General features: G+C 45.6%; 13 protein-coding genes and 1 tRNA gene. 1 reads left to right on the top strand and 13 read right to left on the bottom strand.

Annotated elements, in window-relative coordinates:
• Positions 1-96: 96 nt before the first annotated feature.
• Both rpsT and ACNOGP_RS02875 read right to left on the bottom strand, forming a co-directional pair.
• A complete protein-coding gene (gene rpsT, locus ACNOGP_RS02880) occupies positions 97-351 on the bottom strand; it encodes a 30S ribosomal protein S20 (protein ID WP_007756504.1) in 255 nt (84 codons plus the stop codon).
• A gap of 43 nt (positions 352-394) precedes the next feature.
• Positions 395-466: transfer RNA gene (locus ACNOGP_RS02875), tRNA-Glu, on the bottom strand.
• A gap of 386 nt (positions 467-852) precedes the next feature.
• Between ACNOGP_RS02875 and recO the strand changes: the two genes are divergently transcribed.
• On the top strand, positions 853-1,581 hold the full coding sequence (gene recO, locus ACNOGP_RS02870) for a DNA repair protein RecO (RefSeq protein WP_186966383.1): 729 nt from the start codon (positions 853-855) through the stop codon (positions 1,579-1,581).
• 467 nt (positions 1,582-2,048) lie between these two features.
• Here recO and ACNOGP_RS02865 read toward each other — a convergent pair whose 3' ends face one another.
• The 11 genes from ACNOGP_RS02865 to ACNOGP_RS02815 all read right to left on the bottom strand — a co-directional run bounded on the left by ACNOGP_RS02865 (position 2,049) and on the right by ACNOGP_RS02815 (position 16,518).
• Positions 2,049-2,498 (bottom strand): GatB/YqeY domain-containing protein, encoded by a 450-nt coding sequence (locus ACNOGP_RS02865; RefSeq protein ID WP_007756512.1) that lies wholly within the window; start codon positions 2,496-2,498, stop codon positions 2,049-2,051.
• A gap of 85 nt (positions 2,499-2,583) precedes the next feature.
• The gene (gene ftsZ / locus ACNOGP_RS02860; RefSeq protein WP_007763286.1) at positions 2,584-3,894 is read right to left on the bottom strand and encodes a cell division protein FtsZ; all 1,311 of its coding nucleotides are present in this window, start codon (positions 3,892-3,894) and stop codon (positions 2,584-2,586) included.
• A 56-nt stretch (positions 3,895-3,950) separates the two neighbouring features.
• Complete coding sequence (ftsA, locus tag ACNOGP_RS02855; protein WP_195533868.1) at positions 3,951-5,396, bottom strand: cell division protein FtsA; 1,446 nt, start codon at positions 5,394-5,396, stop codon at positions 3,951-3,953.
• A gap of 75 nt (positions 5,397-5,471) precedes the next feature.
• Positions 5,472-6,212 (bottom strand): cell division protein FtsQ/DivIB, encoded by a 741-nt coding sequence (locus ACNOGP_RS02850; RefSeq protein ID WP_143865154.1) that lies wholly within the window; start codon positions 6,210-6,212, stop codon positions 5,472-5,474.
• Positions 6,213-6,218: 6 nt separating this feature from the next.
• Positions 6,219-7,601, bottom strand: coding sequence for a UDP-N-acetylmuramate--L-alanine ligase (locus ACNOGP_RS02845; RefSeq protein ID WP_418214024.1), 1,383 nt, complete (start codon positions 7,599-7,601; stop codon positions 6,219-6,221).
• Positions 7,602-7,632: 31 nt separating this feature from the next.
• Positions 7,633-8,751, bottom strand: a complete 1,119-nt coding sequence (gene murG / locus ACNOGP_RS02840; protein ID WP_418214728.1) for an undecaprenyldiphospho-muramoylpentapeptide beta-N-acetylglucosaminyltransferase — start codon at positions 8,749-8,751, stop codon at positions 7,633-7,635.
• Positions 8,752-8,808: 57 nt separating this feature from the next.
• Positions 8,809-10,125 (bottom strand): FtsW/RodA/SpoVE family cell cycle protein, encoded by a 1,317-nt coding sequence (locus ACNOGP_RS02835; protein WP_418214023.1) that lies wholly within the window; start codon positions 10,123-10,125, stop codon positions 8,809-8,811.
• Between the two features lie 32 nt (positions 10,126-10,157).
• Positions 10,158-11,492 (bottom strand): UDP-N-acetylmuramoyl-L-alanine--D-glutamate ligase, encoded by a 1,335-nt coding sequence (gene murD / locus ACNOGP_RS02830; protein ID WP_007763301.1) that lies wholly within the window; start codon positions 11,490-11,492, stop codon positions 10,158-10,160.
• Positions 11,493-11,623: 131 nt separating this feature from the next.
• Positions 11,624-12,892: a phospho-N-acetylmuramoyl-pentapeptide-transferase gene (gene mraY, locus ACNOGP_RS02825; protein ID WP_022276265.1), complete on the bottom strand. Its 1,269-nt coding sequence runs from the start codon at positions 12,890-12,892 to the stop codon at positions 11,624-11,626.
• A gap of 18 nt (positions 12,893-12,910) precedes the next feature.
• A complete protein-coding gene (locus tag ACNOGP_RS02820) occupies positions 12,911-14,362 on the bottom strand; it encodes a UDP-N-acetylmuramoyl-L-alanyl-D-glutamate--2,6-diaminopimelate ligase (RefSeq protein ID WP_418214022.1) in 1,452 nt (483 codons plus the stop codon).
• Between the two features lie 26 nt (positions 14,363-14,388).
• Positions 14,389-16,518, bottom strand: coding sequence for a penicillin-binding protein (locus tag ACNOGP_RS02815; protein WP_195474871.1), 2,130 nt, complete (start codon positions 16,516-16,518; stop codon positions 14,389-14,391).

Below are 16,518 nucleotides of genomic sequence, written 5' to 3'. Positions count from 1 at the left end.
TTTCTCCGTTTTCTTGGGTGAACTGTAATTATAAACAAGAAAGGCCGAACTTAAAAGTTCAGCCTGATGCTATATAGAATTATTGAATTCTTCTTATTAAGCGAGCTTGTTGATGTAAATAGCCAACTTAGATTTCAGATTGTTAGCTTTGTTTTTGTGAATCACATTTGTTTTAGCCAACTTATCCAACATCTTTGTAATGCCCGGATACATTGCAACTGCTTCTGCTTTATCAGTAGTTGCACGAAGCTTTCTAACAGCATTTCTCATGGTCTTGCCATAATATCTGTTGTGAAGTCTTCTAGTCTCTTCTTGTCTGATTCTTTTCAGTGATGATTTATGATTTGCCATCTCGACTAATCTGTTTTTTTAGTTCGTTTATTCTTTTAACTTGTAGCCCGTGGGGGAATCGAACCCCCCTTTCAAGAATGAAAATCTTGCGTCCTAACCGATAGACGAACGGGCCATCCTGTGTTGCATTTCTGCTTTTGCTTTCTCGAATCTGTGTTTGTTTCTCGATTGCGGATGCAAAGGTAGGAACTTTTTTGAAACTGACAAACAATTTGCTGAAAAAAATAGCATAAATTTTCTGATTATCTTCTCTCTGTTTTCTTTTCTTTCTGATATTCAAGTAATTATACTTCTCTGTTTCTCGTGAGAAAACTTCATTTTTCCTTTTGCCAATATCGGATGTACTTTTGCCTATACCTTATTATATATAAAGGGTGCTCTTTTCGTCTTCTTTCTCTCTGCGAACGGAATCGTTTATTTTCTTTTATTCGGCAGTCAACGGGATTCTTATTTAGAAGATTTTTTGTAGTTTTGTTCCGGAATGGAAATTTGTGATTGGTTATGCTGCAAAAAACGAAAGGAATCGTTCTTCATACATTAAAGTACAATGATACTTCTATCATTGTAGATATATATACGGAGCTTTCCGGCAGGGCTTCTTTTCTTGTGGCGGTTCCCCGTTCACGAAAAGCAGCGGTGAAATCCGTTCTTTTCCAGCCGTTGTCTTTTATTGAATTTGAGGCGGATTACAGACCGAATGTGACTCTTTATCGGGTGAAAGAGGCGAAATCCTTTTATCCTTTTTCTTCCATTCCCTATGATCCTTATAAATCTGCGATGGCACTTTTTTTATCGGAATTCCTTTATCGGGCTATTCGGGAGGAGGCTGAGAACCGTCCGCTGTTTGCTTATTTGCAGCATTCCATCATTTGGTTGGATGAGTGCAGGGAAGGATTCTCTAATTTCCATCTTGTTTTTCTAATGCGTCTTTCCCGTTTTTTGGGCCTTTATCCCAATTTGGAAAACTATCATGCCGGTGATTACTTCGATTTGCTGAATGCTTGTTTTACTTCTACTCGTCCCCAGCTGCATTCATCCTATATCAATCCTGAAGATGCGGGACGTCTTCGGCAATTGATGCGTATGAATTATGAGACTATGCATCTTTTCGGCATGAGTCGTGCCGAACGTACTCGCTGTCTGACGACTATCAATGATTATTATAGTCTGCATTTGCCGGACTTCCCGGTGTTGAAATCATTAGAAGTGTTGAAAGAACTGTTTGATTAGCTCTTTTCGGCTGATAGGCACTGATTTAGTAGATGAAAGAAGTAGGGATACAATGTGTTTATTCCCTGCATTGCTCATATTGGATACCGATATAGATGGTTTGTCATGGCTGTGGTGACTTCTTCTCACGGCTGTGACGAGATCCTACCACGGCCATGAAGAGATCTCGTCACGGCCGTGACGAATTAACTATATCGGTGTTTTAACAGAACAATGTCGGTAGTTTTATAAACTTATGCCAGTGCTTTGATAGATGGATGCCGGTGCTTTGATAGATGAATGCCGATACTTGAAGGATGATGAGAGATGTTTTGAGGAAATGATGAGAGATACTGGGAGAAATGATGAGAGATAACTCATCGTGAGTTATCTCTCATAAATTATGTTGCTGATATTTAATCTTTTATCTCTGACTTATGAGATATGAGAGATCGGAAGTAAAAACTTCTCAGTAGAGAGTGGATGAATTATCCCAAAAGCTCTTTTACTTTTGCTGAGATGGCACGGCCTTCGGCAAGTCCTGCCAATTTCTTGGAAGCTACTCCCATTACTTTACCCATGTCTTTTCCGCTAGTGGCACCCACTTCGGCAATGATTTCCTTTAATGCCGCTTCCAGTTCTTCGGCAGACATTTGTTTCGGCAGATACTTCTCCATAACGGCTACCTGTCCTAGCTCTGCGTCAGCCAAGTCCTGACGGCCTTGTCCGATATAGATCTCGGCAGAGTCCTTTCCTTGTTTTACGAGTTTTTGGATGATTTTAAGTGCTGCATCATCTGTCAGTGTATCGTTAGCTCCCGGAGCAGTCTTTGCTTCAAGGAAAAACTTCTTAACGTTTCTCAAAGTCTCTAAGGCTACTTTGTCCTTTGCCTTCATTGCGTTTTTTATGTCTTCGCTGACTTTATCAAATAAATCCATACTATTATAATTAAAAATTAAAGATTAAAAATTATAACCGAAGCCTGATTCTGCGAGTTTATAATCTTCGTTCTTAGTTCTTTGTTTAGAACGTAATCACTCCATTCTCGTCTGTTGCTTCCTCCGTTGCGACTTCTTCCTCCAGAGCGGCTTTGGTCCGTATCTTGGTGAGGGTTGTCTTATCGCGCATATATGTGGGAGAATCCTCTACCATAGCGATGATGTCGTCGTTGTCCAGGTCTTCCATATTGAAGAGGTAGATGTGACGACGTTTGCGCAGGCTCTTACTTCCGATATTGCTGGCGCTTTCTCCGTATGCTTTGCGGATGCGTTCTTTGTTTTTCTCTTTCTCTTCTTCCAGTTGCAGTTGGCGTTCCTCTTCTTCCTGGCTGCGCGCAGCGTGCAGGCTGTCCATGCCGGGAACATCCTCTACTCCGAATCCGGTTGCAAGTACGGTAATCTTCACTTTTGTTTCCAAAGAGTTGTCGATGGCGACACCCCAGATAACCTCCACACCTTCGCGGAACTTACTCATGAATTCATGTATCTCGTTCATCTCTTCCATCATCAATTCGGATGACGGACAGAAGGAAACGTTCAACATCACCTTTTTGGCGTTGAAGATATCGTTGTTGTTGAGTAGCGGAGAATGCAGCGCATCATCGATTGCTTTGGTTACCCGATTTTCTCCTTCACCGAATCCGGTACTCATGATGGCTACTCCACCATCTTTCAAGATAGTCTTCACATCGGCAAAGTCCAGATTGACCGTACCGCGCATGGTGATAATCTCGGCAATACTTTTGGCAGCGATGGAGAGTGTATCATCGGCCTTGCCGAATGCATTCATAAAGGTAAGGTCGGCATATATTTCGCGCAAGCGTTCGTTGTTGATAACCAATAAAGCGTCAACGTGTTGAGCGATACGTTCCACACCGTCCAACGCTTGGATAATTTTCTTTTCCCCTTCGAAGATAAAGGGGATGGTAACGATACCGACTGTCAGAATATCCATCTCCTTTGCGATGCGGGCAATGACAGGGGCTGCGCCGGTTCCTGTTCCACCACCCATTCCGGCAGTGATGAATACCATCTTGGTGCCGTCGTTCAGTTGATTTCTAATGTCTTCTATACTTTCTTCGGCGGCATCGCGTGCCCGTTCGGGACGGTTGCCGGCCCCAAGACCTTGTGTGATGCTACGGCCCAGTTGCAGTTTCACCGGAACCGGTGATTCGGCCAATGCCTGGTTGTCCGTGTTGCAAAGAACGAACGTTACATCATGAATACCTTCCCGGTACATGTGGTTTACAGCGTTGCCACCACCACCACCTACGCCAATCACTTTGATGATCTTCGGTGAATCTGTCGGGAAATCGAATTGTACTATCTCGTCCATAATCTTATGCTAATTACTAGTTACTATTTACAAATTACAAGCTATGTCTCCGGAAGTTATTTCATATCGTCGTCAGAGAAGATTTCTTTTGTCAACGAATCTATTTTGCGTTGAATCCAACTGGGACCGGCTTCTCTTTTCCGCCTTTCTTTCTCTTCCTTTTCTTTCTGCTTGCGAAGTTTATCGGCTTCTTTGGCAGCCAGTTTGGCTTCTCGTTCCTCTTCCTCCTTCTTGAGTCGGGCGATGCGGGCTTGTTCTTTCAGCTCCTGGTCGTCCTCGAACATATCGGCTGTCTTGAGAACTTCCGCTTCCGGTTTAGGAGTGGCCGGAGCAGGTTGAGAAACTGTTTCTATCAGGCAGCAATTCTGGTTCCCTTCAAACAGAAGTCCGAATAGCGTATTCTGCGAGCCGTCTTTTTTCAGGATATCGCTAGGGGCATGAACGGTATTGCGTGGAAGTCTTGCCATTCTGATTTTCTCTATTTTGCTACGTTTGCGCAACATCTCTTCCAGGTTCTTTAGGTTGGCAGCTCCTCCTGTCATGATAATTCCTGCCAGCAGTTTGTCGTCAAAGCCGGAGAGTTGTATCTGATTCCATACATTGGCAATGATTTCTTCGGCACGGGCTTCGATGATATTGTTGAGGTCGGCTACTTTAATGGTACGGCTGTCATCGTCTAGTTTGCAAGTAGCCTCTTCTTGTTCGGGCTCTTCTTCATAAAGAGCGTCACCGTAGGTTTTCTTCAAACGTTCTGCTTCTTCCTCTTCCATCTGCAAGGTGGTGATATCTCGTGTGATACTGTTACCTCCTAGTGGCAGCACAGTCAGGAAGCGGAGGATATTGTTTTTGTAAACGGAGATGGTAGTCGTATCTGCACCGAAGTCGACCAAAGCGCAGCCCGAACGGCGTTCGCTTTCTGTCAATACCGCGTTGGCTGTCACGAGCGGGGCAATCAGTTGTTCGGCTATATCTATTTTTGCCTGTTGGAAGCAATGCTCCAAATTCTTCCGCACGGAAGCACGGGCGACAATATTGAGGAAACGGCCTTCGATATGGCTTCCTACCAGACCCACCGGATTGGCTTGCAGGTTATTTCCCACCTTATATTCCTGTGGCGCTACGTCTAGTATGTCCATATCTACCACCGGGATGGCGATGTTCTCGTCGCCGATAGCGCTGACAAGTTCCTCCGATATGATGGCTTCTTCTTCCAGATCGCGGCTTACCACGTTGCGTACTGTGCGAAGTGATTGACCGCCAATACCTACATATACTTTAGCAATTGAGTTTTTCAACTCACCTTCCAGTCTGTTGATGATAGAAGTCAGACTTTGTGCCGTCTTGTCCAGGTTAAAGATAACTCCTTTACGGATGAACGTAGAAGAGTCTTCCTGTGCATACGCCAGTATCTGCATACTTCCGTCACTGTTCTTTCTTCCGGCCACACCGGTTATCTTCGATGAACCAAGTTCAATAGCGGCGATAAATTCTGTTGTTGCCATCTCTTTATTTACTATTTAATTGTTTACAATTTACTATTTGGAGAGATCTGTCACTTATATCTCATCACTTATCACTCATCGTTCTCTTTTCGTACAGATAATCTGATTGCTGAATTCAAGGTTGATGCGTGAATATTTGTTCCAGCCTACCTTATTGAGCCCTTTCTTATAGAATTCTTTCAGGCGTGCCAGTTTGTCTTCAAAGTCATCCAGTTTGCCGAGATAGACAAGGTGGTCTCCCACACGTGGCACTAATTCGATATTGCGGTCGGGCAATACATGAATCTGTTCTATCTGCGCATCCCAGAACTTATTGTTATGCAAAAATACACCAAACTTATATAAATCCTTCATTGCAAACGACTTTTCTACGTTTCCGGTGACAATTACCCGGTGAGCGACGCATTTTGCATCGGGAGGCATGACGGTTCCTTTGTTGTCAAGGTAGTAATTCTCACCGTTGGCGCTCATTACCCGTAAGATAGGAATGCGTTGTGTCACTTCCACGCAGACTTTGCCGCTAGGAGTCTTGTAGCATTCCGCTTCGTCAATCAACGGGTGTTTACTCAGTTCCCGTTCCAATGACTTGGTAGAGATGCGTTCCATCTTTTTCCCGATGGGGTAGATGCCTTTTTTCTGAAGGATACCTTTCAGTTCGTCTTTAGTGATGAAACCGGCATAAGCGGTATCCTTAATAACTAATTCCATGTCACGGCAGGTCTGGTCGGCAGGCTTGCGGTTGAAGGCGCTGACAGCTACGACCAGGTAGGCTATGAGCACCAACATGACGATGGACAGAAGGATTCTCTTTACCATAAATTATTAATCATTCTTCCTTTCCAGTATTTTCTTTATCTCGGGGACATAGTTGTCTATATCTCCTGCTCCCAAAGTTATTAATACTTCAATGTTTTTATCTTTCAGAATGTTCAGTATATCTTCCTTTTTGCACATACTTTTTTCGATACCGGGACGGAGATTGTCGTAAATCAGCCGGCTGGTAACTCCCGGAATCGGGGCTTCGCGTGCCGGATAGATATCTACCAGAATCACTTCGTCAAGCAGCGACAGGCTGTCGGCAAAGTCTTGATAGAAATCGCGCGTACGGGTATAAAGGTGTGGCTGGAAGATAGCTGTAATTTTCTTGTCTTTGTAAAGCTCCCGCATAGACAGTACACTCTGCTTGATTTCTGAAGGGTGATGGGCATAGTCGCTCAGGAAGACTATCCGGTCGTTCTTGATCTTAAAGTCGAACCGGCGGTCTACTCCCCGAAAACTAGCCATGCCTCTTTTAATCTCTTCATCGGTTACTCTGTTCAGGTGTGCCAATGCCATAGCAGCTACGCCATTTTCTATATTGATACTCACCGGCACTCCGAGTTGGATATCGTTGATACGGGTATCCGGCGCCACAAAGTCTATAAATATCTCTCCGTTTCCGATGCGGATATTCTCTGCATGGAAGTCGCCCTCGTCACGTGAATAGGTGTAGACGCGTACACCGGGTTGCACTTTGGGCTGTAGTGAGATGCCTTTGCGGATGATCAATGCGCCGCCCGGCTGGATGAGGGTTGTGTAATGTTCGAAACTTTCCAGATAAGCTGCTTCTGTTCCGTAAATATCCAAGTGATCCGGATCGGTAGCTGTAATGACAGACATAAACGGGGACAGCCAATGGAAGGAACGGTCGAATTCGTCGGCTTCGATTACCGTGTAAGGGCTTTTCTGTGAAAGCAAGAGGTTTGTTCCGTAATTTTTCGAGATTCCTCCGAGAAAGGCGGTACATTCTACGTGTGACTGATGGAGCAGATGTGCCGTCATGGTGGATGTAGTGGTCTTGCCATGAGTACCGGCTACACACAAGCCTTTGCTCGAATGTGTAATCGTTCCCAATACTTGAGCGCGTTTTTGTATTTCGAATCCGTTGTTGCGGAAGTAAACCAGTTCTTCGTGTTCCTGTGGGACGGCGGGGGTGAATACGACGAGCGTACTTTCTTTGTCTTTACAAGCATCCGGAATCAAATCCACATTTTCTTCGTAATGTATCTGCGCGCCTTCGGCAATCAGAGCTTCAGTCAATGGAGTGGGAGTACGGTCATATCCGGCTACTACCTTGCCTTTGAAGAGGAAGTAGCGTACAAGGGCACTCATACCGATACCGCCGGCACCTACGAAATAGACTGATTTTATAGTTTCGATATTCATTTCTTCTATCTTTAGTATTTGTATGAATCGATTAGTTCTTTGCTTCCGCCAGTTTTATCACTTCCTGCGCGATGATTTTCGCAGAATCGGGTAAAGCCAGCTTGGCTATATTCTCGCTTAATTCTTTTAATCTCCGCTCATCATTGACGGTGGCTAAAGCCACATCTATCAATGTCTTTTCCGCTTCGCTGTCTTTGACGTAGATAGCTGCCTGTTTGTCTACCAGTGCTAGGGCATTCTTAGTCTGATGGTCTTCGGCCACATTGGGGGAAGGTACCAGAATGACAGGTTTATGCAATAGGCAGAACTCGGAGATGGAGCCTGCTCCTGCACGGGAGATAACAAGGTCGGCCGCTGAATAGGCAGCTGCCATATCCTTGATAAAATCCGTTACATATAGATTGGGAAGTGCGCCTGCCGCTTTCACGGCTTCTGTCACTTGCGGATAGTAATATTTACCGGTTTGCCAGATAAATTGTATGTTTCCGTTTTCTTTGATTGTCGCTAATCCGGCAGTCAGCGTGTTATTGATGGTGCGCGCTCCCAAGCTGCCACCTACGATAAGAATCGTTTTCTTGTCCGGTTGCAGATGGAAAGAACGTAGTGCGTCCTCTTTGGACGGCATATCTTCTGTCAGGTTCTGACGTACCGGATTTCCCGTCATGATAATCTTATCGGCTGGGAAAAATTTCTCCATACCGTCATAAGCTACACAGATTCTCCGGGCTTTCTGTGCCAATAGTTTATTGGTGACTCCGGCATACGAGTTCTGTTCCTGTATCAAGGTAGGCACTCCCATCATTCCGGCGGTCTTCAACGTGGGACCACTGGCGTAACCGCCTACGCCTACCGCTACTTGCGGACGGAAGTTCTTGATGATACTGCGCGCCTTCCATTGGCTGCGTATCAGTTTGATGATTACCGATACATTCTTCCATAAATGCTTGCGGTCGAAACCGGCTATCGGAAGACCGATGATCTGATAGCCCGCATCGGGAACCCTTTGCATTTCCATACGGCCTTCCGCTCCTACAAAGAGGATTTTGGCGTCAGGGCGTAACTCCATTATCGCGTTTGCAATAGAGACGGCGGGAAAGATGTGTCCTCCCGTACCTCCACCGCTAATAATAATTCTAAGTTTTTTTTCCATCATAGTTCTTTTCTCCTATCCGTTTCGTTCAGTTGACCGTTTCGTGCTACTGACCGTTCATCGCTTGTCACTCTCATCCTCGAATTTTGCATCGCTGTTCAAAATCTGTGCAGTTGGCTCGGCAGCAGTCTGAGCTTCCGAATTGGCGGTCGCATCTGTCGCGATCTGCAACTGAATCTGCGCATCGTGCGCTTTCTGTTCTTCCAGATGAGCGGTATATCGGCTGACGCTTAATATCATTCCGATGTAAGCGCAATTAATCAATGTACTTGTTCCTCCTTTGCTGACTAGAGGTAGCGGTTGTCCTGTGACGGGGAATAGTCCGACGGCAACCATCATGTTCAGTATTGCCTGCGATACCAACAACAAGGCAATCCCCATCACAAGGAAGGCGGGAAAAGTCCTTTCGCATTTCTGGGCGATTCGTCCGGCCCGCATCAGCAAGCATAGATAGAGGAATACCACGAATATCCCCCCTATCAATCCCATCTCTTCGATCACAATGGCGAAGATAAAGTCGGAGAAGGCTTGACTGAGGAAATCGCGTTGTATTGAGTTGCCCGGACCTTTGCCGACTACATTGCTGGTAGCAATGGCGATCCGGGCGTGTGCTATCTGCGCGTCTTTATCAATATCGAACTTGGCGGCAGGTACTTCTTCATTCTCGAAGAAGCCGGAAACACGGTTCTGCCAGGTCTCGAAACGGTGAAGTCCCGGTGTATTGTGCAGTGTCTTTCCGGGAATGGCCATTAGTATTCCCACAGCCACTATGCCTACAAGTGCCATTAGCCCCAGCATACCGAACAGTTTCTTGGAAGATACCCGCCCGATGAACATCATCATACATACAACTCCGAATAGCAGCATGGCTGTTGAAAGGTTTTCCGGTGCAATAAGCAGAAAGACCAGTCCGGTAAGAATCATAATGTATTTGAAGGCTTTCGAGTTGGCTCCGTATTCGTCCTGTTTCTTGGACAAGATAAATGAGACGGCAATGATAACTGCCATTTTTGCCAACTCCGACGGTTGGAACTGTAATCCCATAAAGGTCATCCAACGCGCAGCTCCGTTGACACGGTCGCCTGTAATGATACCCATCAGGGTGACAAATGCCAACAGTACCAGAGAAATCGGATACAGGAAGACCGGAAATACCTGAAACCATTTGTAGGGTATGTTGTGTAGAATTACCACTACTACTGCACCCACCATCAGAATAACAGAGTGCTGTGTAATCGGTCCCCAATGGTCGCCACTTTTATAAGTCAGTGTCGACGCTGCCGAGAACACCTCGACTATCGAGATGAGGCAGAGACAAAGGAAAATAATCCAGATTACCTTGTCGCCTTTGAATATGTTTTTTAATAAATCCAATCTTGCAGAAATTAAAAATTATAAATTAAAAATTAAAGGGCACGGACGCATTCTTTAAATTGCTCGCCACGATCCTCGTAACTCTTGAAGAGGTCGAAAGAAGCGCAGCAAGGACTCAATAATACGGTTTCACCTTTCTTCGCCAATTTATAGGCGGCTTCTACAGCGTCTTTCATGCCGGTTTGCACATCTGCTACGGGCAAACCGAAACGGTCGAAGAAATCATGCAGTTTCTCGTTGTGAAGTCCCATATATACAAGAGCCGAGCACTTTTCGCGTACCAGGTCTTCAATTTCCGTATAGTCGTTTCCTTTATCTTTTCCACCGAGAATCAATACTGTTTTGGTAGTCATGCTTTGCAGGGCATACCAACACGAATTGACGTTCGTCGCTTTGGAGTCGTTGATGAAATCAATTCCGCGGACACGTGCCACTTTCTCCAACCGGTGTTCCACGCCCTTGAAGTCGGAGAGGGCCTTGCGTATGTTCTCTTTGGTGATACCTGCCAGATTGGCTGAGATACCGGCTGCCAAAGAATTGTACAGGTTATGCTGGCCTGTCAAAGCCAATTCCTCCTGTTCCATATTGAAAGCAATCGGCTCGTTGATTTTCACTTCGTGATCTTCTACGTATGCAATCGCTCCGTCTTCCTTTACGGCTGCGAAAGGGTAGAGGTGTGCTTTCAGACCATGCTTTGCCAATTCGCGTTTAATGATAGGGTCGTCGTTCCAGAAGATAAAAGCGTCGTCCGGAGTTTGATTCTGGGTGATACGGAATTTGGCATCGATGTAATTCTGCATACAATGATCGTAGCGGTCCAGATGGTCCGGAGTAATATTCATCAATACGGCTATATTCGCACGGAAGTTATACATATTATCCAACTGGAAAGAACTCAGTTCGATAATATAATAGTCATGGTGGTCTTCGGCTACCTGCAAAGCCAGGCTCTTGCCGATATTACCTGCCAAACCTACATTCAGACCTGCACTCTTGAAGATATGGTAGATGAGGGAAGTCGTAGTCGTCTTTCCGTTCGAACCGGTGATACAGATCATTTTGGCGTCCGTGTAACGTCCGGCAAACTCAATCTCTGATATAACCGGCGTTCCTTGAGCTTTCAGTTTCAGAATGAGGGGAGCGTCATTCGGAATACCCGGACTTTTGATTACTTCGTCGGCATTCAGAATGAGTTCTTCGGTATGGCGGCCTTCTTCCCAGTCAATGTGGTGGCTGTCGAGAAGTTCCTTATACTTGTCCTTGATGGCGGACATATCCGAAACAAACGTCTCAAATCCTTTGACTTTAGCGAGTACGGCTGCACCTGCACCGCTTTCGCCAGCTCCTAAAATTACTATTCTTTTCATTTACACTAATGTGCTCTTGTCTCCAATATGCTGCATTGCCTATTAGTTGTGCACATCCTTTAAAAGTTAATAATCGGGTTAATACTCTCTGATTCTTTATTGTTAATTCACGCTTCAGCTATCTTCAGCGTTTACCTTATTTTCAGCGTTATAATCGTTATGGCTGCCAGTACGATGGTCACAATCCAAAAACGGACAGTAATTTTTGATTCGTGGAACAGTTGGTCGGGCTTGGTGAACTTCACCGTACATCCCGGTTCTATCAAACTCATGGAAGTGCGGAAATGATCGTGAATCGGCGTCCGTTTGAACAGCCGTTGTTTCACTCCTTTTCGTTTTCCGGCTTTATAGTAAGCCCGTTGAAGAATGACCGACAGATTTTCTACGAGGAATACACCGCAGAGAATCGGTATCAGCAATTCTTTATGGATGATGATGGCGAATACGGCAATGATTCCGCCAATCGTCAGACTGCCGGTATCTCCCATGAATACTTGTGCCGGATAGGCATTGTACCAGAGGAAGCCAATCAATGCACCGATAAAGGCGCAGATGTAAATTACGAGTTCTTCCGATCCCGGAATGTACATAATGTTCAGATAGCCGGCAAACTCGATGTGTGATGATACGTAAGCCAATATCCCTAGCGTAGCTCCGATGATGGCGGAGTTGCCCGCCGCCATTCCGTCCATTCCGTCATTCAGGTTGGCTCCGTTGGATACGGCGGTAACGACAAAGATGGTGATGATAACGAACAGTACCCATCCGGCCGTTTGTGCGTGATCGCCCATGAAAGCTACCAGATCTGCATAGTCGAGGTTGTTGCTCTTAAAGAAAGGGATGGTTGTCTGGGTAGATTTCAAGTCATTCGTTCCGTGTACCACTTCCATCTCCTGTCCCGGATTGTGTATCTCGATGTTTTCGCGAATGACCACGTCCGGACTTAAATATAAAGTAAGTCCGACAATCAGTCCCAGACCTACTTGCCCGATGATCTTGAACTTGCCATGCAGTCCTTCTTTATCTTTCTTGAAAATCTTGATGTAGTCGTCGGCAAAACCGAGTGATCCCAGCCATACGGTGGTGATCAACATAAGTATCATATATATATTATGCAACTTGCCTAAAAGCAGGCAAGGAATCAGGATGGCTGTAATGATGATGACGCCTCCCATACTTGGTACGCCTACTTTGTTGACGCCGAACGGGTCGATTTTCGCATCCCGTTGTGTCTCCGTGATTTGTTTCTTCTTGAGCAGGTTGATAAACTTATCTCCCCAGATACTCGAAATAAGTAGGGCGAGGATAACTGCCATCAGTGCACGGAATGAGGTATATCCAAACATTCCCGCTCCGGGAAAATTGAGCTTATGCAGCCATTCAAACAAATAATATAACATTTCTTCAGTGGTTGGTGTCTAATCGTTCAACATTCTCTTCACTTCTTCTTTGTCGTCGAAGTGATGTTTTACTCCTTTTATCTCTTGGTAATTCTCGTGCCCTTTTCCGGCAATGAGTATTACGTCTCCTTTCTCAGCCAGCATACAGGCCGTACGGATGGCTTCCTTGCGGTCGGCGATGCTTAATGTTTTTCTCATGTCTTCCGCATCCAGTCCGGCCAACATATCGTTGATGATGTCTTGCGGCTCTTCAAAACGGGGATTGTCCGAAGTGATGATAACACGGTCGCTGGCTTTGGCGGCTTCCTTTGCCATGATGGGGCGCTTGCCTTTGTCACGGTTGCCGCCCGCACCTACTACGGTGATTACTTTTCCTTTCCCTTCCAATACCCCGTGTATGGCATTCAGCACATTAGTAAGGGCGTCCGGAGTATGGGCGTAGTCGACAATTGCGGTAACTCCGTCTTTTGAACGCACAGCGTCGAAACGTCCTGCAACCGGATGCAGTGTGCTAAGGGCAACCAACACATCTTCTTCTTTTTTCCCAAGCAGGACAGCGGCACCGAATACCGCCAATAAGTTGGAAGCGTTGAACTTGCCGATAAACTGAACTGCCAACTCGTGATTGTTGAAATCAAGTAGCATTCCTTCAAAATGGGATTCCAACACCCGTCCTTTGAAGTCACTGAGACTTCTCAGCGAATAAGTATAGACTTTGGAACGTGTGTTTTGCGTCATTACCAGCCCGTTCTTGTCATCGAGATTGGTCAGACTGAACGCATTCTTCGGTAGGTCATCGAAGAACTTTTTCTTAGCTTTCAGATAATTCTCTACCGTCTTATGATAGTCCAGATGGTCACGGGTGAGATTGGTGAAGATACCTCCGGCGAATTTTAATCCGCTGATACGCTTCTGTGCGATCGAATGGGAACTGACTTCCATAAAGGCGTATTTACATCCTTCGTCTGCCATCCGTCCCAATAAATGGTTCAGCGTGATAGGGTCAGGTGTGGTGTGCTCCGTTGGAATCGGCTCGTCATCGATATAATTGCAGACTGTAGAGATAAGTCCTACTTTATATCCGAAATAGCGGAAGGTATTATATAATAAGGTAGCGATAGTTGTTTTTCCATTCGTTCCGGTGACACCGACCAACTCCAGTTTGGAAGTCGGATCTCCGTAGAAGGTAGTGGCAATCTTGCCTACCGCGTCCTCGCTGTCTTTTACTTGTATATAGGTAATTCCCTCCACCGGTTTTTCGGGCATATCCTCGCAGAGGATAGCGGTGGCGCCTTTACTGATGGCGGCGGGTATATAGGCATGACCGTCGGCTTGCGTACCGCGCATAGCCATGAACAGTTGTCCGGCTTCTACCAAACGGGAATCTATGTTGATTCCGGTAATTTCTATATTTGAATCTCCGGCTATCTGTACCGGTTGGATTGCTTTCAGTAGCTCATTTAATAACATTACTCTATTTATTTTTTAATCATTCACTATTTTAGCGTAAGCGTCACTGTCTGTCCTTTTCTAACAATGCTTCCGTTGGCTATCGACTGACTTTTTACCTTGCCCACTCCGACAAGATGCACTTTCAACCCTTTACTTTCCAGCAGGTATACAGCGTCTTTAGCTCCCATACCTATGACACTCGGTACAAAATTCTGCATATTGCTCCGACTCTCCAGCACTACGGCTTGTGGAGCCAGGTGGGTATTTCCCCACACTTCTTTTCCTGCGTCGGCTATTTTACCTTGCACCTGAATATTCAGTTCTTCCAATACCCGCTGAGCTTCCCTCATCTCTCCGGCTTTTACGTTCGGAATGACTACGGAATTCGTATCAATCGCATTGGTGAGCGGCAAACGTAAGTCTTTGGCGTATACTCTTTCGGCAATCCTGCTGAATACGCTACCTGCCATCAAACCTCCTGAGGCCGGTAGTCCCGGTTTCTGAATGGAAACAATCATACTATATTTAGGATCTTCTGACGGGAAATACCCGCAGAAACTGACTAGATAATTCGTTCTCCCCGTCTTGTATCCGGCTGCTCCCTGTGAGATTTGCGCTGTTCCCGTTTTTCCCGAAACATGGAACTGTTTGCTGCCTGCCGGTTTGGCAAGTCCTTCGCCTACTACTTTACGCAATATCATCTGTATGTCTGCCAATGTCTTGTCCGAACATATCTTCGGATTGATAACTTCGGTCGGATATTCTTTTACTACCTCTCCGTCTTTTATCGCTGCTTTTACGAACTTGGGACGCACCATTACGCCTTTGTTGGCTATTGCATTGTAAAAAGTAACGATGTTCATCGGTGGTACTTGTGTCTCGTAACCGATACTCATCCATGGCAAGGCGGTCTTTGAAAAATAACTTCTCTCTTTGGGTCCCCGAATGTTCGGCTTCCCTTCTCCGGCTATCTGCAGATGGAGAGGTTGGTCAATACTCATCCGTTTTAGTCCGTCGACAAACTTCTGCGGATTGCTTCCGTAGAAGTGGTCTATGATATACGATGTGCCCACGTTGGAAGACACCCCTAATATCTCGGTGACAGTTAGTTTGCCGTATCCTCCGCGATGCCAGTTGTGGTCCTTCATCACGCGACCATGCATCGGCATTTGCCCGTTGCCTGTATCCACTACGTAATCAGGAGTGATTTTCCCATCTTCAAGAGCTACCATAATGGAGGCCGTCTTGAAGGTAGAACCGGGTTCAAGCATATCACTGATGGCGTTATTGCGCATTTCGTAATATTCTCCGTCCTTGCCCTGCATCATATTGACGATTGCTTTTACTTCTCCCGTAGCCACTTCCATCAGAACGACTACACCGACACTTGCATTCAACTCTTTTAACTTGTCTACCAATGCCTTTTCGCAAATATCCTGCATACCCACATCAATAGTAGTGAGGAGGTCGCAACCGTCAACCGGTGGTACGTCTACTATATTCAGGTATTTATTCATCACTTTCTGGCGATGTGTCAGTCCGTCCCGTCCTTTTAAGATGGTGTCAAAAGCTAACTCTATACCATTTCTGGCTCCTTTTGCCGTATCGGCATAAACATCTCCCAACGTACGTGCTGCCAACGAGCCAAACGGTTTTTTCCTCTGGTTGTAAGCTAATTCTTTGAATCCTCCTTTGTATCGGTTCAGGCAGAATACAGGCAATCTCTTTACCTCTTTATATTGTATATAGGAGATGCGTTTCGGATAAATCAGATAGTTACGGCTCTTAGCTTGGCGTCCTTTTTTAAGATGTGCCTTGAATTGAGCGACACTCTTATCCGGGAAAATCTTGTTCAGTCCGATACAGATTGAATCCATGTTGGCGTTAAGAATGGAATCGCGTCTGGCCTGATCTTTCTTTCTTCGTTTTTCGTCCTTCTCACCGGACATGAAGTCCATATATATCCTGTATTCGGGTAAGGAACTGGCCATTAGTTTACCGTCGGAGGAAATAATGTTTCCACGATTAGGCTTCACCGTTACGTTCTCTTTCACGAAACGATCGGCTACGTCCTGCCAATACTGACGCTCGGCGAACATAGTGATTCCTGCCTTTACGACAATTGCTACACCTATCAACGCCATCACGAGGATGACGAAGAAATAGCGGGTCAT

Origin of the sequence: Bacteroides difficilis (assembly GCF_048319815.1) — a bacterium.
Lineage (GTDB): Bacteria > Bacteroidota > Bacteroidia > Bacteroidales > Bacteroidaceae > Bacteroides > Bacteroides zhangwenhongii.
Note: the sequence above shows the minus strand (reverse complement) of the source record. Positions and strands in the feature narration are given on the sequence as shown.